This window comes from Lysobacter sp. Soil_N_51 (genome assembly GCF_057655755.1).
Genome location: NZ_JBDGLR010000009.1, coordinates 57662 through 78437, shown reverse-complemented (window position 1 = coordinate 78437; position 20776 = coordinate 57662). Strand labels below are relative to the sequence as shown.

The 20776-nt window shown below is 68.3% G+C and carries 17 protein-coding genes; 10 read left to right on the top strand and 7 right to left on the bottom strand.

Annotation, left to right across the window (positions count from 1 at the left end; translation table 11 throughout):
- Positions 1-101: 101 nt before the first annotated feature.
- Both AC3A4T_RS18035 and AC3A4T_RS18030 read right to left on the bottom strand, forming a co-directional pair.
- Positions 102-431, bottom strand: coding sequence for a hypothetical protein (locus tag AC3A4T_RS18035; protein WP_487676625.1), 330 nt, complete (start codon positions 429-431; stop codon positions 102-104).
- Entirely contained in the window at positions 428-937 is a 510-nt protein-coding gene (locus AC3A4T_RS18030; protein ID WP_487676624.1) for an RrF2 family transcriptional regulator, read from the bottom strand. The genes AC3A4T_RS18035 and AC3A4T_RS18030 overlap by 4 nt, the downstream gene beginning before the upstream one ends.
- A gap of 265 nt (positions 938-1202) precedes the next feature.
- Between AC3A4T_RS18030 and AC3A4T_RS18025 the strand changes: the two genes are divergently transcribed.
- Entirely contained in the window at positions 1203-2048 is an 846-nt protein-coding gene (locus tag AC3A4T_RS18025; RefSeq protein WP_487676623.1) for an ABC transporter permease, read from the top strand.
- Complete coding sequence (locus AC3A4T_RS18020; protein WP_487676622.1) at positions 2045-3634, top strand: dipeptide ABC transporter ATP-binding protein; 1590 nt, start codon at positions 2045-2047, stop codon at positions 3632-3634. The genes AC3A4T_RS18025 and AC3A4T_RS18020 overlap by 4 nt, the downstream gene beginning before the upstream one ends.
- A gap of 258 nt (positions 3635-3892) precedes the next feature.
- Here AC3A4T_RS18020 and AC3A4T_RS18015 read toward each other — a convergent pair whose 3' ends face one another.
- The 3 genes from AC3A4T_RS18015 to AC3A4T_RS18005 form a co-directional block, all read right to left on the bottom strand.
- Positions 3893-4141: a hypothetical protein gene (locus AC3A4T_RS18015; protein ID WP_036108061.1), complete on the bottom strand. Its 249-nt coding sequence runs from the start codon at positions 4139-4141 to the stop codon at positions 3893-3895.
- Positions 4142-4318: 177 nt separating this feature from the next.
- Entirely contained in the window at positions 4319-5983 is a 1665-nt protein-coding gene (locus tag AC3A4T_RS18010; RefSeq protein ID WP_487676621.1) for a PA domain-containing protein, read from the bottom strand.
- Positions 5976-6410 carry a post-PEP-CTERM-1 domain-containing protein gene (locus AC3A4T_RS18005; RefSeq protein ID WP_487676869.1) on the bottom strand — a complete coding sequence of 145 codons (435 nt, stop codon included), beginning with the start codon at positions 6408-6410 and terminating at the stop codon, positions 5976-5978. The genes AC3A4T_RS18010 and AC3A4T_RS18005 overlap by 8 nt, the downstream gene beginning before the upstream one ends.
- A gap of 366 nt (positions 6411-6776) precedes the next feature.
- Between AC3A4T_RS18005 and AC3A4T_RS18000 the strand changes: the two genes are divergently transcribed.
- The gene (locus AC3A4T_RS18000) at positions 6777-11645 is read left to right on the top strand and encodes a beta strand repeat-containing protein (RefSeq protein WP_487676620.1); all 4869 of its coding nucleotides are present in this window, start codon (positions 6777-6779) and stop codon (positions 11643-11645) included.
- 165 nt (positions 11646-11810) lie between these two features.
- Here AC3A4T_RS18000 and AC3A4T_RS17995 read toward each other — a convergent pair whose 3' ends face one another.
- Both AC3A4T_RS17995 and AC3A4T_RS17990 read right to left on the bottom strand, forming a co-directional pair.
- Positions 11811-12809: a chorismate transformation FkbO/Hyg5 family protein gene (locus AC3A4T_RS17995; RefSeq protein ID WP_487676868.1), complete on the bottom strand. Its 999-nt coding sequence runs from the start codon at positions 12807-12809 to the stop codon at positions 11811-11813.
- A 14-nt stretch (positions 12810-12823) separates the two neighbouring features.
- The gene (locus tag AC3A4T_RS17990; RefSeq protein ID WP_487676619.1) at positions 12824-14230 is read right to left on the bottom strand and encodes an NAD(P)/FAD-dependent oxidoreductase; all 1407 of its coding nucleotides are present in this window, start codon (positions 14228-14230) and stop codon (positions 12824-12826) included.
- Between the two features lie 219 nt (positions 14231-14449).
- Between AC3A4T_RS17990 and AC3A4T_RS17985 the strand changes: the two genes are divergently transcribed.
- From AC3A4T_RS17985 to AC3A4T_RS17955, 7 genes are all read left to right on the top strand, one after another.
- Positions 14450-14719 (top strand): phosphopantetheine-binding protein, encoded by a 270-nt coding sequence (locus AC3A4T_RS17985; protein ID WP_487676618.1) that lies wholly within the window; start codon positions 14450-14452, stop codon positions 14717-14719.
- A 263-nt stretch (positions 14720-14982) separates the two neighbouring features.
- Positions 14983-15690 carry a COG4648 family protein gene (locus AC3A4T_RS17980; protein ID WP_487676617.1) on the top strand — a complete coding sequence of 236 codons (708 nt, stop codon included), beginning with the start codon at positions 14983-14985 and terminating at the stop codon, positions 15688-15690.
- A gap of 259 nt (positions 15691-15949) precedes the next feature.
- Positions 15950-16270, top strand: a complete 321-nt coding sequence (locus AC3A4T_RS17975) for an ApeI family dehydratase (RefSeq protein ID WP_487676616.1) — start codon at positions 15950-15952, stop codon at positions 16268-16270.
- Positions 16267-17247: a lysophospholipid acyltransferase family protein gene (locus AC3A4T_RS17970; protein ID WP_487676615.1), complete on the top strand. Its 981-nt coding sequence runs from the start codon at positions 16267-16269 to the stop codon at positions 17245-17247. The genes AC3A4T_RS17975 and AC3A4T_RS17970 overlap by 4 nt, the downstream gene beginning before the upstream one ends.
- A complete protein-coding gene (locus AC3A4T_RS17965) occupies positions 17207-17893 on the top strand; it encodes a LolA-related protein (RefSeq protein ID WP_487676867.1) in 687 nt (228 codons plus the stop codon). Before AC3A4T_RS17970 ends, AC3A4T_RS17965 begins: the two co-directional genes overlap by 41 nt.
- Positions 17893-20253 (top strand): MMPL family transporter, encoded by a 2361-nt coding sequence (locus tag AC3A4T_RS17960; protein ID WP_487676614.1) that lies wholly within the window; start codon positions 17893-17895, stop codon positions 20251-20253. The genes AC3A4T_RS17965 and AC3A4T_RS17960 overlap by 1 nt, the downstream gene beginning before the upstream one ends.
- Complete coding sequence (locus tag AC3A4T_RS17955; protein ID WP_487676613.1) at positions 20240-20671, top strand: hotdog family protein; 432 nt, start codon at positions 20240-20242, stop codon at positions 20669-20671. Before AC3A4T_RS17960 ends, AC3A4T_RS17955 begins: the two co-directional genes overlap by 14 nt.
- Positions 20672-20776 lie beyond the last annotated feature (105 nt).

Below are 20776 nucleotides of genomic sequence, written 5' to 3'. Positions count from 1 at the left end.
ACATCATCGAGGCGCGAATGCCCAGCGCCGAACCCGTCGACCGCGATGCTGCTGACGACCGCCCGCTTCCCCGCGGGTGGTTGCTTGATTGACGGTGCTGCTTACGCCCACGACTCGTGCGCCGCGTCGACCTCGACTCGCTGGGTGCGGGTGATCTCGACGATGCGCGAGCCCTGAATGACGACTTCGATCCGTCCCGCGCGCAGTTCGCGCACCGCGTTCAACAGCACGTATTCGGTATCGCTGAGGTTGACGATGTTGATCTCGGGTTCCGGGTCGCGGGCGATCGGATAACGCACGGTCGAAACTTGTTGCGCATCGTCGGTGGCGGCGCGTTTGCGGGTCGCGGCGGCGGGTTTTGTCGGCGTCGCGGGCGCGGCCGTTCTCGACGCGGCGTTCTGCTTCGCGCCCGAGCCCGGGCCGCGGTTCACGACAGGCCTCCGTCGAGACTCAAGCTGGCTTCGGCGATCGGCAGGGCGACGAGAAAATCCGGGGCCAGCGCCAGTTCGCGCAGGCTGCGGCGATCGAGCACGTCGGAGATCGCATCGCGCGCCTCGCGCATCAGCGAACGCAGGCTGCAGGCGTCCGGGTCGGGGCAGTCGGCGCAGGCCTGGTAGGCGCTGACGCTGGCGCAGCGCACCGGCGCCAGCGGGCCGTCGATGGCGCGGATCAGGTCGCCGACCATGATCTGATCGGCCGGGCGGGCGAGGGCGTGGCCGCCCTTCTGGCCGCGCCGGCTGTCGATGAAGCCGGCCTGGCGCAGGTCGACCAGGATGGTTTCGAGGAACTTGCTCGGCGCGCCGCTGTGTTCGGCGATGGTGCGCGCCTGCAGCCGTTCGCGGCGAGGGCGCGGGACCAGCGCTGGGTCGGTCGGACGCCGGGCGTGCTCGGCGCGCGCGAGCGCGCACATCGCGCGCAGGGCGTACTTGGCCTTCATCGTCAGCATTTCCTATTCACCATGTAGGGAATGTGGCGGGGCGCGCGGGCCAGGGGAAAAGGTATTGCTTCATCTGCTTATGACCGCCCGGCATGTGGGTGGGCGAGGGTAGGAGCGGCGTGAGCCGCGACCGCGAGGCCACGGCTGCGACGGAGCGTTCGACGTAACCGTGACGTCGCGGTCGCGGCTTACGCCGCTCCTACAGGGCAAGACCCGACTCTGGGTTGGTCTGGAGCGGTTACGATGCGCGGCAATGCGATCGTTCATGTCCCTGCCGCCGCTGGCGCGCACCTGCCTGTTGGTTCTCGCCGCGCTGGCGGCGCTGTGCTGGCTGGCGCCCTGGCTCGGGCGCTACGGTCCGATCCTGCCCGACTGGGACGCGTTGTCGGCCCGGCCCGGGACCGCCGGGCATTGGTTCGGCACCGATGCGATCGGTCGCGACGTGTTCGCGCGCACCCTGGCCGGCGGGCGGCTGTCGCTGGGCATCGGTTTGCTGGCGAGCGTGGTCGCGTTGGTAATCGGGCTGGGCTACGGCGCGATCGCCGGGCTCGCCGGCGGCTGGGTCGAACGGCTGATGGTGCGAGTGCTGGACGTGTTCTCGGCGCTGCCGTTCCTGCTGGTGGTGATCCTGCTGCTGACCTTGTTCGAACGTTCGCTGCTGCTGTTGCTGGCGGCGATCGGTGGTTATGTCTGGATCGATCTGGCCCGGGTCATGCGCGCTGAGGCCGCGCGGCTGCGCGAGGCGCCGTTCGTGCTCGCGGCGCAGGCGGCCGGGGCGAGCTTCGGTCAGCGCCTGCGCTGGCATGTGCTGCCGAACCTGATGCCGCTGGCGTTCGTGTACCTGGGGTTGATCCTGCCGCAGGCGATCTTGGTCGAAAGTTTTCTCGGCTTTCTCGGGTTGTCGATCGACGAGCCGTCGTCGAGCTGGGGCGGTCTGCTGGCCGAAGGCGTGCAGGAGCTGGACAGCGCGCCGTGGACCTTGCTGTTTCCGGCGGGCTTTCTGGTGACGACGCTGGCCGCGTTCCAGTTTCTCGGCGACGGGCTGCGCGATTGGCTCGATGTGCATCGTTCGCCGCAGGGCGATGCGCCGCGGCAGGCCGCGGCCGCATGAGCGCACTGGTTTCGCTGCATGGCTTGTGCGTCGCCGTCGACAGCGGTTCGTCGCCGTCGCGGCGTCTGCTCGGCCCGTTGGATATGGAACTGCATGCGGGCCAATGCCTCGGCGTCGTGGGCGAAAGCGGCAGCGGCAAGAGTCTGACCGCGCTGGCCTTGCTCGGCCTGCTGCCGGCGCAGTTGCGCGCGCGGGGACGCTTGAACATCGACGGCCACGACATCGCGATCGCCAGCGCCGCGCACGCGCGGTTGCGCGGGCGCACCTTGGCGTGGGTGCCGCAGGATCCGCTCGCGGCCCTGCATCCGCTGCGCCGGATCGGCGCGCAGCTCAACGAAACCTTGCGCGTGGTGCGTGGTTTGTCGGCGACGGCGGCCGGCGCTCAGGCGCAGGCGCTGCTCGAACGCGTGCAACTGCCCGACCCGGCCGCATCGCTGCGTCGTTATCCGCATCAGTTCTCCGGCGGCCAGCGTCAGCGCATCGCGATCGCGCTGGCCCTGGCGACGCAGCCGCGGGTGCTGATCGCCGATGAGCCGACATCGGCGCTGGACGCGCGTATCGCCCGCGACATTCTCGATCTGCTCGATCGACTGCGCCGCGAGGACGGCCTGGCGCTGCTGCTGATCAGTCACGACCTGCCACTGGTGGGCGCGTATGCGCAGCAGTTACTGGTGCTGCAACGCGGCGAGGTAGTCGAGCGCGGCGACACCGCGACGGTGTTCGCGTCGCCGGCGCATGCGTATACGCGCGAGCTGCTGGCCGCGGATCGGATCGATGCCTTGCCGCCCGAGTCGGTGGGGAAGGCCGATAGCGACACGCCACCGCTGCTGCGCGGCGAAGCCTTGTCGATGTGCTATCCGCGCGCGCCGCGGCCGGCGCTGGATGGCGTCGATATCGAATTAAGACGTGGGCAAGGGCTGGCCTTGGTCGGCGAAAGCGGCAGCGGCAAGAGCACCTTGGGTCGGGTATTGCTGCGTCTGTTGCGCGGCGCGCAGGGTCGCGTGTCGATCGACGGGATCGATCTGGGTTCGCTGGACGCCGCGGCGTTGCGCCGCTTGCGCGCGCGGACCGGGGTGGTGTTCCAGGATCCGTACGCCTCGCTCGACCCGCGCCTGCGCGTGGCCGAGATCGTCGCTGAGCCGCTGCGTATCCACGGAAATCTGGACAAGGCCGCACGCCGCGCGCGCGCGGCCGAGTTGCTGCGCGATGTCGGCCTGGACGAGGCGATGCTGGATCGGTATCCGCATCAGTTTTCCGGAGGCCAGCGCCAGCGCATCGCAATCGCGCGCGCTCTGGCGACATCGCCCGATCTGTTGGTCTGCGACGAAGCGGTATCCGCGCTGGACGCACATCACCGCGCGGCGATCCTGGCCTTGCTCGCGCGGCTCAAGCGCGAGCGTGGGCTGGCGTTGTTGTTCGTGACCCACGATCTTGCGGCCGCGGCCGCGGTGGCCGAACGCATCGCGGTGCTCGAAGGCGGGCGCATCGTCGAGACGGGACCGACGGCGCAGGTGTTGAAGGCGCCGCAGCATGCGCATACGCGCGCGCTGGTGGCGGCGCGGCCGGTGGCGGTTGGGTCGGTCTAGCGGACTGGTTCAGTTGAGTGGTGTGACGCGGAGCCCTGGCCACCGCGCGGTTTTCGCCTGAGGTGATCGGCGATCTGAGACGAAAGCGTCGGGGCTGAAGCCCCTCCCACAAAAGACCTCGAGGGTTCGCGCCAAGGCGAGGTTTGCGCTCACGCCTGCAGCGGTGGACCGTCTCGGCGCGGCGCTTGAAGACAGGCTCGTCGTTGCTCGGTCGTCGCTGCACCGCCGCCATCGCGACGGCGCAGCGCGAACGCACTGTCAGATGATCCCGCCGCCGATCCCGAGCCGGACCACGCCGACCACGATCACGATGGCGTTGAGCAACAGGCCGGTCTTGGCCCGGCCGTTGTTTTCCGACTTGGTGAACAACAGGCCGATCGCGGCGATGATCGCGCCGACCGCGGCGAACGGAATCAGAAACCAGTTGCCCCAGCCGAGCAACGGAATCAGGGCCAGGACCATCCACGCCAGCGCGAAAATGCCCCAGAGCAGGCTGATCAATCCCATCGTGTCGTACTCCGCATGCGGCCGGAATGGCCTCGTGCATGCAACGTAGCGTCTGCGGCAGCGAATTCAAGTGCCGCAGGTCGCCATGACCTTCGCGCTTTCAGCTGACGCAAGGAAAACCGGCGCCTCGCGGCGCCGGTTTTTTGCAACGCTATAACGATGCGTGGAGCGTGAGGCTTACGGACGCACCGTCGCCGCGCACTGCCGCACCTTGCCCAACTGCGTGGTGGTGATCGCGCCGATCTGCTGCAACTCGGTGGCGTGATCGGAGATGCAGCGCAGGTAGAGCGCACGGCTGCCGTGGGCGTGGGTCGCGCACAGCTTGCTCTCGGCGACGATGTTGGCGCCGATGATCAGGCCTGGCGTTTCCAAGGCCTTGACCGTGGTGTCGCAGGTGCCGAGGATCGCGTTGCCTGGATTGAGCGTCCAGCCGATGTCGCTGAACAGCGCCGGAGTCAGATCGACGTTGAGTTGGGCCTGCACTTCCGGCGTATCGAACGGTTCCATCAGCGCATTCGGCTGCAGGTCGGTGTCGAAGTGCGAGAAGGTCGAGCCCGGAGCGACGACCGTCGGCGAGTACAGACGCGTGCGACCGTTGCGGTCGGCGCCCTGCAACAGCACATCGTCGAGCCGGACGTTTGCCGTGGCCGGCAGGTTGGCCTTGACCAGCGCGCCGTCGGCTTGCGAGAGCATGACCGTGGGGATGGTGATGTCGGTGATCGGCGGAGCCGCATTGCCCATCGTGATCACGCCGAAGGCGTTGTTGACGATGACCACGCCGACCGCGCCGTTGAGCTGCGCATTCTTGGCCTTGACCGCGAAGTTGCAGGTGCCGCGATCGATCACCGCGACCTTGCCGGCGACCGCGGCCGCGTTGACGAACGGGGTTTCGCAGCCATCGCTGGTAGAGGCGGCGGCGACGCCATCGTTGACCAACACCAGTTGCGCGGACGGGAAGCTGGCCTCGCTTGCGGCCGGGCCGAACGCGGCGAAGCCGATTTCGTAGCTGCCCATCGCCGCCGCCGGTGCCGTCACCCGCAGCGCGACGCGGTTATCGAGGACCAAGGCGGCCTGAGCATTGACTTGATTGCCGGCCCACACCGTGCGGCCCGGGTTTCTCATCGCCGCGGCGCGCAGAGCGTCGGTCATGGTCGGATCGTCGAAGCGCTTGTTCTCGACGAAGTCGTAAGCATTGGCGGTGTAAACGTCGGTCAGACCGCCGAGATCATAGCCGAGCTCACCCGAGTCCTTCTTGATGAACCCCTGTGCGCCCAAGCCGTGGCCGAGTTCGTGCATGACCACGTTGAGGAAGTTGATCTGCCCTTCGGGCGTCTTGCCGTCCAAGCCCAGGTACCAGCCCGAACCCGCCAGACAGTCGGGCTTGCCGAGGTCGCCATTGAACTCGGAGTAGATATCGGCCGGATCGAGCGGGTTTGGCACGAGGTCTTCGCCGGCGATCGCGTCGGCGAGCGCGGAGTGGTACAGCGTGTTCGGGATTGCGCCCGGGAAGTCGTTGAGGACCCAGTTGGTGCCGGCCGCGCCGAGGGTGCCGCCGGTGGCGGTACAGTTCAGGCGGTCGAAGGTAGCGAACACCTTGATCTCGACGTTGCTCTGCAGCACCGCGCCCCACGCATCCATCGCGTACTTGTAGACGATGCGGCGCTGTTCGCCGATGGAGACGCCCGGGTTGCCGCCGACCGGAGCGGCCGCGGTCGGATCGTTGAGGCCGACGGCCGTGCCGTCGTCGCCGTTGATCAGAGTGAGGTTGGCGGCTTGCGCGTTCGGTGCGAAGGCGAAGGCGCCAGCGAGTGCGATCGAAATCGCGAGCAGGGACTTATTCACTCGGCAGTTCCCCCTGCTGGGTGGCGGGGGCGACATCGTCGCTGGGATCGCTGTGCTGGATGACGATCTTGCCGTTCGCATCGCGGGTGGCGGTCAGCGAACTCATCTGCGAGCGCGGCATTTTCCGTGCGACCGTGCCGTTCGCCATGCGACGCGTGGTGGCGCTGACGCCGCCTGCGGTGGTTGGAAACGTGGCGCGTTGGGCGCTGGATTTCGTTGTTGATTTTTGTTGTGCCGCCGCGGCTTTGTCGAGCGCCTGGCTCTCGGCTTCGGTCAGCGGACGCAGCTTTCCGTTCGCGTCGATGCCGACCTTGGAACTGGAAACCGAAACGCCCGCGGTGGACGGTTCGGCGGCATGGGCCACGCAACAGGTGGCAAGGAGCAAGCCGGGCATTAACAGCCCGACTTTCAAGCGAGTACTCATGATCAATCCCCCTAAGAATTGGCATTGGTGACTCGTTCGGACGGTGTTTCTATGCGAACGAATGCGGTTATTTGTGTGAAGCAACGACAAGCCGCGGCCGAGTTTGCGCACGAATACGGATCGAACACAAGGACGTGAAAAAGCGGGCAAAACCGGCCATGGTGGGTTTGTTGCATTGCAGCGTGATGAAAGGGCCCGTGCTCAGTCTGTTCATCACGCCACAGAATTTATATACCGGATCGAATGTAAAAAAGTGCACAAAAACGTTTATGGTTAACCAAACCGGTGCCGGGGAGGGCGCGGTCACACGCATGGTCGCGCTTCGACGGTTCCGAATCCGGTTCTTGTCAGCCATTAGGGGGAAAACGCATGAATCGCAGCACCCTACTGGCGCTGGCTATCGCCAGCGTCATCGGTATGAACGTGGTCGCAGCACCCGTAGCGTTCGCAGGCAACAACTGCGACCTCAACGACGGCGACACCAGCAACGAAAACAGCGGCGGCAGCAGCGCCAACGGTGCCGACGCGATCGCGTGCGGCAACGGCAACACCGCCGAAGGCGTGGAAAGCGTTTCGATCGGTCAGGCCAACCGCGCCGACGGCGCGAGCGCCAGCGCGCTGGGCTACGTCAACACCGCCGGCGGCGACGACAGCAGTGCGGTTGGCAATTTCAACGAGGCCGGCGGCTTGGGCAGCAATGCTTTCGGCCGCGGCAACCTGGTGCTCGGCGACAACGCCAATGCCTTCGGCAGCAACAACAGCGCCGACGGCGCTGGCGCGGTCGCGCTGGGCGGCAACAATTCGGCTGGGGGCGTGGGCGCGGTGGCGGTCGGCAACGACAACGCCGCCGACGGCGACGGCAGTCATGCCTCGGGCGGCGGCAACATCGCCGGCGGCGCCGCGTCGCTCGCGATCGGCAGCGGCAACACCGCCAGCGCCGACGATGCGACCGCGGTGGGCCGGATCAACGAAGCCAGCGGCGTGGGTTCCACCGCGGTCGGATTCGTCAATACCGCCAGCGCCGACGGCGCCAGCGCGCTGGGCACGTTCAACAGCGTCACCGGCGTCGGCGCCAACGGCGTGGGTCGGGGCAACCGGGTCGAGAGCGAAAACGGCAATGCCTTCGGCGGCGACAACGTCGTCACCGGCATCAACGCCACCGCGCTGGGCAACAGCAACACCGTCAGCGGCGCGCGCAGTCTCGCCGCCGGCAGCGGCGCGCAGGCCAGCGCGGACGATGCGGTCGCGCTGGGCAACGGCTCGGTCGCCGATCGCGCCAACACGGTGTCGGTCGGCGCGGCCGGCAGCGAACGCCAGATCACCAACGTCGCCAACGGCACTCAGGCCAACGACGCGGTCAATCTGAGCCAGTTGCAGGCGCTCGGCGACGGCTTCGTGGTGCGCGGAACCCAGACCGGCGCGAACAGCGTCGCGGCCGGTGCCGGCAGCGAATCCAGCGGCGCCGGCAGCAATGCGCTCGGCAATCTCAGCGTCGCCAGCGGCGCGGACAGCACCGCGCTGGGCGCGGCCAACACCGCCAGCGGCAGCGGCGCCAGCGCGGTGGGTTTCGTCAACACCGCCAGCGCCGACGACAGCAGCGCGCTGGGCAATTTCAATGAAGCCAGCGCGGTCGGCGCGAACGCCGTCGGCCGGCTCAACCTCGCCACCGGCGTCAACAGCAACGCGGTCGGCGGCGACAACATCGCCAGTGGCGACAGCGCCAGCGCGGTCGGCAGTCTCAACGACGCCAGCGGCGCCAACAGCAATGCCTTCGGCAGCGGCAATATCGCCAGCGGCGTCGGCGCGGCGGCATTGGGCACCGACAACACCGCCAGCGCCGACGACGCCAACGCGATAGGTATAGCCAACGAAGCCAGCGCCAACGGCGCCAGCGCGGTGGGCTACGTCAACATCGCCAGCGGCGCCAACGCCAGCGCGCTGGGCAACCTCAACACCGCCACCGGCAACGGCAGCGTCGCCGCGGGCCGCGACAACACCGCCAACGGCTTGAACAGCAACGCGATCGGCGGCGACAACACCAGCGACGGCGACAACGCCACCGCGATCGGCACCGGCAACCTCGCCAACGCCGCCAACAGCAACGCGGTCGGCAGCTTCAATCAGGTCGACGGCGATGCCGGCAACGCGGTCGGCGCCAACAACACGGTCAGCGGCGCGAACGGCAATGCCTTCGGCGGCGACAACACCGTCGACGGCGCCAACGCCACCGCGATCGGCAGCGGCAACACCGCCAGCGGCGCGAACAGCCTCGCCGCCGGTTTCAACAGCCAGGCCACGGCCGACGACTCGGTCGCGCTGGGTTCCAACTCGGTCGCCGATCGCGCCAACACGATCTCGGTCGGCGCGCTCGGCGCCGAGCGTCAGATCGCCAACGTCGCCGACGGCACCGACGACACCGACGCGGTCAACGTGCGTCAGTTGCAGGACGCGATCACCACCGTCGGCGACGGCTTCGTGATCCGCGGCACCCAGACCGGCACCGACGCGGTCGCGGCCGGCACGGGCAGCGAAGCCAGTGGCGATAACAGCAGCGCGCTCGGCAACGGCAGCCTCGCCAGCGGCGCGAACAGCACCGCGGTGGGCAACCTCAGCATCGCCAGCGGCGACAACGCCAGCGCGGTGGGTTTCGGCAACACCGCCAGCGGTGAGGAGAGTTCGGCGTTCGGCACGTTCAACGAAGCTTCGGGCGACTATTCCAGCGCGTTCGGCTACGTCAATCAGGCTACTGGCGAAAACAGCAGCGCATTCGGCAACTTCAACTCGGTCCTGGAAGCAGGCAGCAATGCCTTCGGCTCGACCAACGAAGTGCTGTCGGCCAACGCCAATGCCTTCGGCAACAACAACAACGTCGACGGCGCCGACGCCAGCGCGTTCGGCAACGGCAACGAGGTCGGCGGCGTCGGCGGCAACGCGTTCGGCAGCGGTAACATCGTCGATGGCGTCAACGCGACCGCGATCGGCAGCGGCAATACCGCCAGCGGCGCCAACAGTCTCGCGGCCGGTTTCAACAGCCAAGCCACGGCCGCCGATTCGGTGGCCTTGGGTTCGAACTCGATCGCCGACCGCGCCAACACGGTGTCGGTGGGCGCGGCGGGCGCCGAGCGCAACATCGCCAACGTCGCCGATGCGACCGCGGCGACCGATGCGGTCAACCTGCGTCAGTTGCAGGCGATCGGCGATGGCTTCGTGATTCGCGGCACCCAGACCGGCGCGAACAGCGTCGCGGCCGGTGTCGGCAGCGAAGCCAGCGGCGCCAACAGCAGCGCGCTGGGCAACCTCAGCCTCGCCAGCGGCGACGACAGCACCGCGGTCGGCGCGGCCAATACCGCCAGCGGCAGCGGCGCCAGCGCGGTCGGTTTCGTCAACACCGCTGGCGCCGACGATGCCAGCGCGCTCGGCAATTTCAATCTCGCCAACGGCGTGGGTTCGAATGCGTTCGGTCGCCTCAATACGGTCAACGGCGTGAATGGCAATGCCTTCGGCGGCGACAATACCGTCGATGGCGTCAATGCCAGCGCGATCGGCAACGGCAACAACGTCGCCGGCGCCAACGCCACCGCGGTCGGCAGCGGCAACACCGCCAGCGGCGCCAACAGTCTCGCGGCCGGTTTCAACAGCCGGGCCACGGCCGACGATTCGGTTGCATTGGGTTCGAACTCGATCGCCGACCGCGCCAACACGGTCTCGGTCGGCGCGGCCGGCGCCGAGCGTCAGATCGTCAACGTCGCCGACGGTTCGCAGGCGACCGATGCGGTCAACGTGCGTCAGTTGCAGAACGCGATCACCACGGTCGGCGACGGCTTCGTGGTCCGCGGCATCCAGACCGGCGCCAACAGCGTCGCGGCGGGCGTGGGCAGCGAGTCGAGCGGTGTCGGCAGCAGCGCGCTGGGCTTTGAGAGTGTCGCCAGCGGCGCCAGTTCCAGCGCGGTCGGTCGCGGCAACACCGCCAGCGGCGCGGAAAGCGCGGCGGTCGGTACCTTGAACGACGCGAGCGGCGATTACTCCAGCGCATTCGGCTACGTCAATCAGTCGGTCGGCGAGAACAGCAGCGCGTTCGGCAATTTCAACGTGGTGCAGGGCGCGGGCAGCAGCGCCTTCGGTTCGACCAACCAAGTGATCGCGGCGAACGCCACCGCGTTGGGCAACACCAACACCGTCGACGGCGCCAACGCCACCGCCGTCGGCAACAACAACACCGCGAGCGGCGCCGACAGTGTGGTGCTCGGCAACAACAGCCAGACCACCGCGGCCGATTCGGTCGCGTTGGGCAACGGCTCGCTCGCCGATCGCGCCAACACCGTGTCGGTGGGCGCGGCCGGGCGCGAGCGCCAGATCGTCAATGTCGCGGCCGCCAGTCAGGACACCGACGCGGTCAACCTGTCGCAGCTCAACAACGTGATGGGCGTGTTCGGCGCCGGCGCCAGCTTCACCGGCGGCGTGTTCGTCGCGCCCACCTACACGATCCAGGGCAGCGCGTTCAACGACGTGGGCTCGGCGTTCGGCGCGGTCGACGGACGGATCACCGATCTGTACGGGCGCATCGCGGCGATCCCGGCCGGTCCGCAAGGGCCGCAGGGTCCGACCGGCCCGCAAGGTCCGCAGGGCCCCGACGGTCCGACCGGTCCCCAGGGTCCGCAAGGCCCGGGCGGCTCGCCGTTGTCGGCGAACTACGACGACGCCTCGCGTAATCAGCTGACCCTGGAAGGCGCCAACGGCACCCGCGTGTCCAACCTCGCCGACGGCGCCGCGCCGACCGACGCGGTCAACCTGCGGCAGATGCAGGCCGGCGACGTGGCCTCGGTGCAGACCTCGACCAACTACACCAACACCCAGATCCAGCAGGCCAACACCCGCGCCGATGCCGGCGACGCGCGCACCTTGCAGTCGGCCAACAGCTACACCGACCAGCGCATCAGCAACTTGAACCTGGACTTCGGCACCTTCCGCTCCGAGGTCAACGATCGGTTCGAAGACCTCGATCGCCGGGTCAGCCGCAACGGCGCGATGTCGGCGGCGATGGCGCAGATGTCGGCCAACAACGCCTACGCCAAGCCCGGCCGCGGTCGCTTGTCGGTCGGCGCCGGTTTCCAGGAAGGCGAAAGCGGCCTGGCGATCGGTTACGGCCGCCGCATCAACGAAAACGTGTCGATCAGCATCGGCGCGGCGTTCTCGGGTTCGGAGAGCTCGGGCGGCGTGGGGTTCGGGGTGGATTTGTAAGGCCGGGATTAGGGGTTAGGGATTCGGGATTGGTCAGTGCGCTAGCGCTGGCCATCCCGATCACAACTCGAAAACCAAGAAAAAAGGGAGGCTTCGGCCTCCCTTTTTCATTGCATCGATTCACGGGCTTTTTCTAATCCCCAATTCCGAATCCCCAATCACGGCTCATCCATGCACCCCGTCGATCTCCACCCGCAACTCATGCCGGCAGATCGCCGCATGCAGCAGGATGCGCGGGACGCGGTTGCCGTAGCGGCGGTCCAGCGCCGCGGCGACGGTGTCGATGTCCTGCACGTCGCGCACGTAGACCTTCAGGCAACTGCCGGCGCCGAACGCGGTCGGCAGGTTCGGCCAGCGTTGCCGCGCGGCGTCGATCAGGCTGTCGAAGTTGGTCAGGGTTTCGTCGAGCTGGGCCAGCACCGATTCGACGTGCTTGGATTCGTGACCGACCACGGCCGCGGTGCCCGACAGCAGCAACGGCATCGCGCCTGGCTGCGGCGGCAGCATCGCGCGGGCGAAGCTCGGCGACTGCGGGCCGTACTGGCGCGGATACCGGTAGGCGCTGACCTGGCGCGGGTTTTCCAGCGGCGTGCCGGGCGTGCGTGAAGCGAGCCAATACACCTGCAGGCGGCGCGCGCCGTCGACCCGGCCGATCGCGGTCGCGGCCGGCAGGCGCGGAATCGGGAAGTCGCCCAGGCCGGCGGCGCGACCGACGCAGAACACGCGGTAGCGTTCTTCGTCGCCGTGGCCCAGGGTGATGCCGTCGAGGTAATTCCAGATCCGCAGCAGATGCGGATAACCGCGCTGCGCGGTGAACGCGATCAGCTTGCGGTACAGGTACTCGGCCGCGCGCGCGATCTCGCCGTTGGTGGCTTCGCCGGGCAGCGGCTCGGGCTCGTCGAGTTCGATCACGCCGAACTGCAGCGCGCCGTCCTCGGACCAGGCCAGATCGCCGTCGCGGCCGCTCGATACCGGGCCGCTCGCGCGCCAGCGTTCCAGCCGACGGTCGCCGAACGGTTCCAGCGCCACCCGCAGATAGCGCGGGTCGTCGTGATGCGGCGCGTCCTGGCCGAAGCCGAACACCGCGAGCGTGTCGTCGTGCGCGAGCACTTGCTCGGGCGTGCCGTCGAGGTAATCCACCTGCAGGTGCGGGCCGGTCAGCATGGCGGGCGCGGCGCTCACGGATTGCCCTGCTGCAGGGTGTCGCCGCGGAACTCCACGCCGACCTGACGCTTGCGCCGCAACCAGCCGCGCAAGGCCTGCGGCGCCATGCGTATGGCGGTCATCGCATAGATGAAACGGAACATGCGCAGGCGTCGCAGCACCGCCTTGTTGTCGAATACGTCGCCCGCCAACATCGAGATCACCGCCTGTTCCACCTGCCAGAAATTGCGCGGCGCATTGAACAGTTCGCGCATCACCGGGGTGGTGAAGCGGTAGATGAACCACTGGAAATGCCTGAGCCCGCGCTTGAGCCGCACCACCATGCCGCGCTGCAGTTCGGCCTCGCGCGCCGGTTCGCGCAGCGCGCCGTCGACCACCGAGGCGGCCTGCTCGCCGCTGTTCATGCCCAAGTAGACCCCGGACGAAAACACCGGATCAACGAAGGCATACGCATCGCCGACCATCACCCAGCCCGGCCCGGTCATCCGCGAGCAGGTGTAGGAATAATTGCCGGTGACATGCACGTCGCCGCAGCGCTGCGCGCCCTGCATGCGCTTGGCCACCGACGGTTCCGATTCCAGCGTCTTCATCAAGAACGCCTCGGTCTCGCCGCGGCGTTGCTTGAGGTATTCGGGAAAACACACCGCGCCCACGCTCATCACATCGCCCTGCAGCGGGATCAGCCACATCCAGCCATGCGCGAACCGCTGCACGGTGATGTTGCCGGCGTTCTCGCCGTCGCGGCGCTGCACGCCGGTGAAATGGCTGAAGATCGCCGCCGACTGGTGCAGATTGTTTTTCTGCTTGAGCTTGAGCTGCGAGCCGATGAAGGTATCGCGGCCGCTGGCGTCGACCAGATAGCGCATGCGGATGCGCAGTTCGCGACCGTCGTGGTCGCGCGCGATCGCCGCGACCGGCCGGCCTTGATCGTTGAACTCGACCTTCTCGACCTTGACCCGTTCGCGCGCATCCACCCCGTTGGCCTGGCTGTGGCGGAACAGCAGTTCGTCGAACTGTTCGCGCTTGACCTGGAAGGCATAGCCGAACTGCGGATTGAGCGCGCGTTCGAAGCGGAAGGTGTTGTAGCGCTCGGCGTCGATCGGGAACTCGGCGCCGGGCTTGTGGGTGCCGATCGCGCGCACCTGTTCGAGCACGCCGAGGCGTTCGAGGATCGCCAGGTTCATCGGCAGCAGCGATTCGCCGATGTGAAAGCGCGGGTGGCTGCCCTTTTCCAGCAGCAGCACCTTCCAGCCCTTGCGCGCGAGCAGGGTCGCGGTGGTGGTGCCGGCCGGGCCGCCGCCGACGACGAGCACATCGACCTCGAGCTGGGTGGTGTCGTCCGGCGGCGGGTTGGAGTGGTGGGACGCAGCGGCGCCGGCGGGCGTGGCGGCCGACCCGGGCAGGGAAGCAGGTGAGTTCATGCGCAAATGATAGCCTGCGGCTCCGCCGGACTGTGCGCTGGTCAGGTCAAGACGCAGGGCAGCAGATTTATCGCCGAAAATGCGCAAGCGGTTGAAATTGCTGGCGAATGAGGCGGTCGGGTGGGGCGGCCGCGTGGCCCGTGCGCTGTGACCGGTTGCACGCTGCGCCGCGATGAAGGATCGTGGCGCCCCTCGCTTACGCCGTTACCGGATCGCCCGATGTCTGAACAAAGCCCCGCCGAACGCGAACTGGCGCAGTTGCTGGTCGAGAGCCTGAATCTTGAAGACGTGACGCCGGAGCAGATCGATCCGGACGCGGCGCTGTTCAACGACGGCCTGGGCCTGGACTCGATCGACGCGCTGGAACTCGCGCTGGCGATCACCAAGCGCTACGGCTTCCAGTTGCGCTCCGACAGTGACGAGAACCGCCGCATCTTCGCTTCGCTGCGCGCGCTGTCGGCTCATATCGAACAGCACCGCGCGGCCTGAGCCGTCGCGGCGGTGTCGGGCCGCTTTGAATCGAACCGTTCTGAATCGAACCGTTCTGAATCGAACCGTTTGATCGGGTCCGCTCGATTCGGCCCGTTGCGGCCCGGCTCGGCGCAATCGGTCCGATCGGCAGGTTCGACGCGTCCCCGCCCGGTCTCGTATCGCTCACCCATGCCGTTCGGCCGGCGCATCCGGCGCGCTTCGCCGTTATCGTGGCCCGTCATGCACGCCCCGCCCATGCGCCCCGCCGGACCTTCGATCCCGTGAACGATTCATCGTCCAGCCTCAGCGGACCGGCGCGACTGCTGCTCGCGATTGCCTATCCGTTACTGGCGCACTGGGCCAGCCACGAAGGCAGCGGGGTGCTGGCGGCGCTGGCCCTGGCCGACCTGGTGGTGTTCGTGACCATCGACGGTTTGCTCGGATTGCGCGCGCTGCCGTGGATCGCGACCGCGCTGCTGCTCGCCGCGATCGCCGCGATCGCGCCGACGCCGTACGCGCAGATGCTGCTGCTGACCCCGCCGGTGCTGTTCAACGGCTGGCTGGCGTGGTGGTTCGGCCGCAGCCTGCGCGCGCCGCGCGAGGGCCTGATCACCCGCATCGTCGCGGCCCTGCACGGCTGCGCGCCGCGCGAACTCGCGCCGGACCTGTACCGCTACACCCGCCGCCTGACCCTGCTGTGGGCCTTCGTCCTGGCCGGGCTGGGCCTGGTCAACGGCGCGCTGGCGATGATCGCGGTGCCCGACGGCGTGCTGGCGCAACTGGGCTACACGCCGGTGGTCGCGATCACCCAGGAGCAGTGGTCGTGGTTCGCCAACATCCTCAATTACGGCGTGGTCGGCGGCATGTTCGCCGGCGAATACCTGGTCCGCCGGCGTTTGTTCAAGGACCGGCCGGAGAAGGGATTCTTCGATTTCCTGCGCAAGATGGCGCAGTTGGGGCCGGGGTTTTGGAAAGAACTGTTTTCGTGAGTTCTTCTCGCACGCTGTCAGGATGAATTCTTCTCCCGCTTGCGGCGGAAGGTGGCCCGAAGGGCCGGATGAGGGCGCGAGGATGAGGGAAGCTGCGAGCTGCCGACGGCCCTCACCCCAGCCCTCTCAGCTCTGCACTGCCTCTGGTCGCCGCAAGCCGGAGAGGGAGCTGATCGGCAAACTGCAGGATTTCGTCACGCTTTCCGGGCGCCTGCTTTATCCTTCGGCTTCACCAGCCGCGCCGTAGCCTGTCCGCATCATGCCGTTCGCCCTCGCCGCCGATCATCCCTGCCTGCCGGGCCACTTTCCGGGCCGCCCGCTGGTGCCCGGCGTGGTGCTGCTGGATCGGGCGATCGAAGCGGTCGAAGCGCTGCACGGGCCGCTGAGCGGGTTGCGTCTGCCGCAGGTGAAGTTCCTGCGGCCGTTGCTGCCGGAGCAGTCGGCGCAGATCGAACTGGACACGCTCGGCGCGGCGCGCTGGCGGTTTCGCGTGCTGCATGCGGGCGAGCTGTTGGCCAGCGGCGAGATCGTCGCCGAGCCGCCGTCCGCTTCAGCGACCGCCACGGACGAACCAGTATGAACGACTCGCATTGGAAGCAACGCCCCGAAGGCGGCAGCCGTTTCGCCTTCCATCTGATCCGCTTCATCGCCAGCAACGGCGGCCGCTCGATCGCGCGGCTCACGCTGTACCCGATCGTCGCCTACTTCCTGATCGTGCGCGGTCCCGAGCGACGCGCCTCGCGCGCGTACCTGGCGCGGGTGCTCGATCGCCCGCCGAGCTTGTTCGATGTCGCCCGCCACATCCACACCTTCGCCGCGACCATCCTCGACCGCGTGTACATGCTCAGTCGCGGCATGGACCGGTTCGACGTCGACATCAGCGGCCTGGAACCGATCGACCGCCAGCTCGACCGCGGCCAAGGCATGCTGCTGTTCGGCTCGCACCTGGGCAGCTTCGAGGCGCTGCGCGTGCTCGCGCGGCAACGGCCGGATCTGAAGGTGCGGGTGGTGCTCGATCGCGCCCACAACCCGCAACTCACCCAGTTGCTCGATGCGATGGATCCGCAGATCGCGCGCAACGTCATCGACGCCGGCCAGGACGGGCCGTCGATCGTGTTCGCGATCAAGCAGGCCACCGACGAAGGCGCGCTGGTCGCGCTGCTGGTCGACCGCGCCGCGCCCGGTGAGCCGTCGACCAGCGCCTCGTTCCTCGGCGCGAGCGCGCAGTTCCCGACCGCGCCGTGGCTGATCGCGGCGGCGCTGAAACTGCCGGTGGTGCTGGGCTTCGGCCTGTACCGCGGCGGTTCGCACTACGACCTGGTGTTCGAAACGTTCAGCGAAGGTGTGGCGATGGAGCGGCATAACCGTCCGGCGATCCTCGCCGCGCTGGTCCAGCGCTACGCCGAGCGCCTGCAGGCTCACGCCCGCAGCGCGCCTTACAACTGGTTCAACTTCTACGATTTCTGGCATGCCGATGACCCCCAACAAGCACTGCCTGACGCTGGCGTTGGCGCTGATGTCCAGCGTCGGGTCGCTGCACGCCGCTCCGGTTACTGAGGTCGCGCTGGCGCAGACCGCCGCGTCGTCGCTGCCGGCGCCCGACGCGCCGGCCGATGCGAACCTGATCCTGCCGCGCCTGGCCCAGCCGATTCCGGCGCGCACCGATTTCGTCGAAATGCGCGGCTCGGCCCTGCTCAAGGCGCCGCTGCGCGTGTCCGGCGAATACCGCCGGCCCGATGCCGCGACCCTGGTGCGCGAAGTGCGCGCGCCCTACGTCGAGACCACGACCATCCGCAGCGGCGCGCAGCCGGGCCAGGGCGAGGTCAGCATCGCCCGCGCTGGTAAACCGGCAAAGAAATTCTCGCTGTCGCGCGCGCCCGAACTGGTCGCGTTGCAGGCCAGTTTCGGCGCGCTGCTCGGCGGCGATCGTGCCGCGCTCGAACAGCACTATCGCTTGAGCGCGGTGGGAACCCGGCGGCAGTGGACGATCACGATGACGCCGAAGGACGCCAAGGTCGCCGCGCGCGTCCGCGAGATCGTGCTGCTCGGCCGCGACGATGAACTGCGTTGCATCGAAACCCGCCCGGCCCGCGGCAACGAACAACAGCGCACCTTGCTCAGCAGCGCCGCGCGCGAAGCCGCCGGCATCGACGATGCGAGCCGGCTCGCCGCGTTGTGCCGCGGCCACGGCGCCGCGCGTTGATGACGCCCGCGCGTCGGATCGGCTTCGCCCTGCTGTGGCTGGCGCTGCTCGCGCTGGCCGGCTGGGCGATCGGCAGCCAGCTCAAACTCAGCGGCGATCTGCGCCGGTTCATGCCGAGCGCGCAGACGCCCGCGCAGAAACTGCTGATCGACGAACTCGGCGAAGGCCCGGGCTCGCGCCTGCTGCTGATCGCGCTCGAAGGCGACGAACCGGCCGCGCTGGCCGCGCAATCGACGGCGCTGCGCGAACGTCTGAGCGCGCAACCGCAATTCAAGCTGGTCGCCAACGGCGCCGGCTTCGGTCTGGAGTCGGTGCCCGAGCGGCTGCGTCCCTATCGATACCTGCTGACTCCGACGTTCGACGATCAGCCGCTGGACGCGGCCTATCTGCGCGACCAACTCGACACCCGCGTGCAGGATCTGGGCTCGCCGGCCGGCGAATTGATCGAGCCATTGTTGGCCAGCGATCCGACCCTGGAAATGCTGCGCCTGGCCGAAGCCTGGCAACCGGCGCAAGCGCCGCAGACCCTCGACGGCGTGTGGTTCGATCGCGCCGGCAAGCAGGCCTTGCTGGCGGTGGAAACGCGCGCGGCCGGGTTCGATCCGACCGGTCAGCAAAGCGCGATCGATGCCATCCGCGGCGCATTCGAACAGGCACGTGGCACCAGCGCATCGCGCATCACCATCAGCGGGCCGGGCGCGTTCTCGGTCGAGATCGGCGGCCGCACCCAGCGCGAAGCCAGCCTGATCGGCAGCATCGACAGCCTGGTGTTCATCGCGCTGCTGTGGCTCGCGTATCGCAGTTGGAAGGCGCCGTTGATCGGCGGCCTGCCGCTGGCGACCGCGGGCCTGGCCGGATTGGGCGCGGTCGCGGCGATCTTCGACGGCGTGCATGGCATCACCGTCGCGTTCGGTTTCACCTTGATCGGCGTGGTCCAGGATTACCCGATCCACTTGTTCAGTCATCAGCGGCCCGGGCTGTCGCCATGGGCCAGCGCGCGCAGTCTGTGGCCGACGCTCGGCACCGGCGTGGCTTCGACCTGCATCGCCTATTTGACGTTCTTCGTGTCCGGTGTCGACGGCTTGCAGCAGCTCGCGGTGTTCACCATCGTCGGCCTCGCCACCGCCGCGCTGGCGACGCGGTTCGTGTTGCCGGCCCTGATCGATCCGGCGCCGCGCGATGTCGCCACCTCGGTGCGCTTGGCGCGGGTGTGGAGCGCGCTCGCGCGCTGGCCGCGCCTGGGCGTGACCAGCGTGTCGCTGATCGCGGCGCTGGCCCTGGCGGTGATCCTGTTCGTGCCGGGCGCGTTCTGGCAGAACGATCTGGCCAAGCTGACCCCGGTGCCGGACGCGGCGCTGGCGCGCGACGCGCAATTGCGCGGCGAACTCGGCGCGCCGGACGTGCGTTACATCATCGCCATCGAAGGCCGCGACGCCGAGGCCGCGTTGCAGGCGTCCGAAGCGCTGCTGCCGGAGCTGCCGCTGCTGCGCCAGCGCGGCGCGATCGCCGGATACGATCTGGCCGCGCGCTACCTGCCGAGCATCAAGACCCAGCGCGAACGCCAACGCCTGTTGCCCGACGCGTCGAGCCTGCGCGCCGCGCTCGACAGCGCGGTCGCGGCGACCCCGTTCCGCAGCGACGCCTTCGCCGATTTCCTTGCCGATGTCGAACGCGCGCGGCATGCGCCGCCGCTGACCCCGCGCGATCTGGCCGACACGCCGCTGGCGGTCAGCGTCGACGGTCTGCTGTTGCAACGCGGCGATCACGCCACCGCGCTGGTATCGCTGAGCGGCCTGCACGATCCGGCCGCGGTCGCCGAGGTCGTGCGCAAACACGGTGGCCAATTGCTAGATCTCAAGCAGGCATCGGAGTCGTTGGTCGCCGAATACCGCGGCCGGGTGTTGCTGGCCCTGGGGCTGGCCGGTGTGTTGCTCGCCGCCGCGGTGTGGATCGCGCTGCGCTCGCCGCGACGCGTGTTGCGCGTGCTCGCGCCGATGGCCTTGACCACCTTGCTGATCCTCGCGGTGTTGCGCGGCTTGGGCGTGGAATTGAATCTATTCCACTTGGTCTCGCTGATCCTCGCCGCCGGCCTGGGCCTGGACTACGCATTGTTCTTCGACCACGCCGGCGACGACCGCGCCGAACAACTGCGCACCTTGCACGCGGTGATCGTGTGCAGCCTGACGACGCTGCTGGTGTTCGCCCTGCTCGGCCTGTCCTCGATCCCGGTGCTGCGCGCGATCGGCGCCACCGTGGCATTGGGCGTGGCGTTCAACTTCGTGCTCGCGTTGCTGATCGTGCGCGAGCCGACCGCGATGTCCGTTGCCGAAGATGCGGAGGCCAGCGATGCGCACGCGTGAGGCGATCGCCGCGCTGATTCCGCATCAGGGCCTGATGTGCCTGTGGGAAGAAGTCGTCGAATGGGACGACGAGCGCATCGTGCTGCTTAGCCACGGCCATCGCGATCCGGCGCATCCATTGCGGCATGCGCAGCGTCTGCACGCGGTGCATCTGTGCGAGTACGGCGCGCAGACCATGGCCGTGCATGGCGGCCTGTTGGCCGCGCGCGACGGCGCGGCGATCCGGCCCGGCGTGCTGGTCGCGCTGCGCGGGGTGCAATTGCAGGTCGCGCGCATCGACGATTTGCCGGGCGCGCTCGAAGGCGTCGCGCGCAAGTTGATCGATACCGGCGAGAGCTGGCAGTACGAATTCGAGATCCGCCATGCCGGCGAGCCGATCGCGCAGGGGCGCGCGGCGGTGATGGCGCGGCCGGACTGATCCGCCAGCGCGATCGCATATTGCGAAATCTTTTGTGGGAGGGGCTTGAGCCCCGACGCTTTTCGCTCGGATCGCTGCGCTGTTCAATCTCGGCACAAGTGGCCT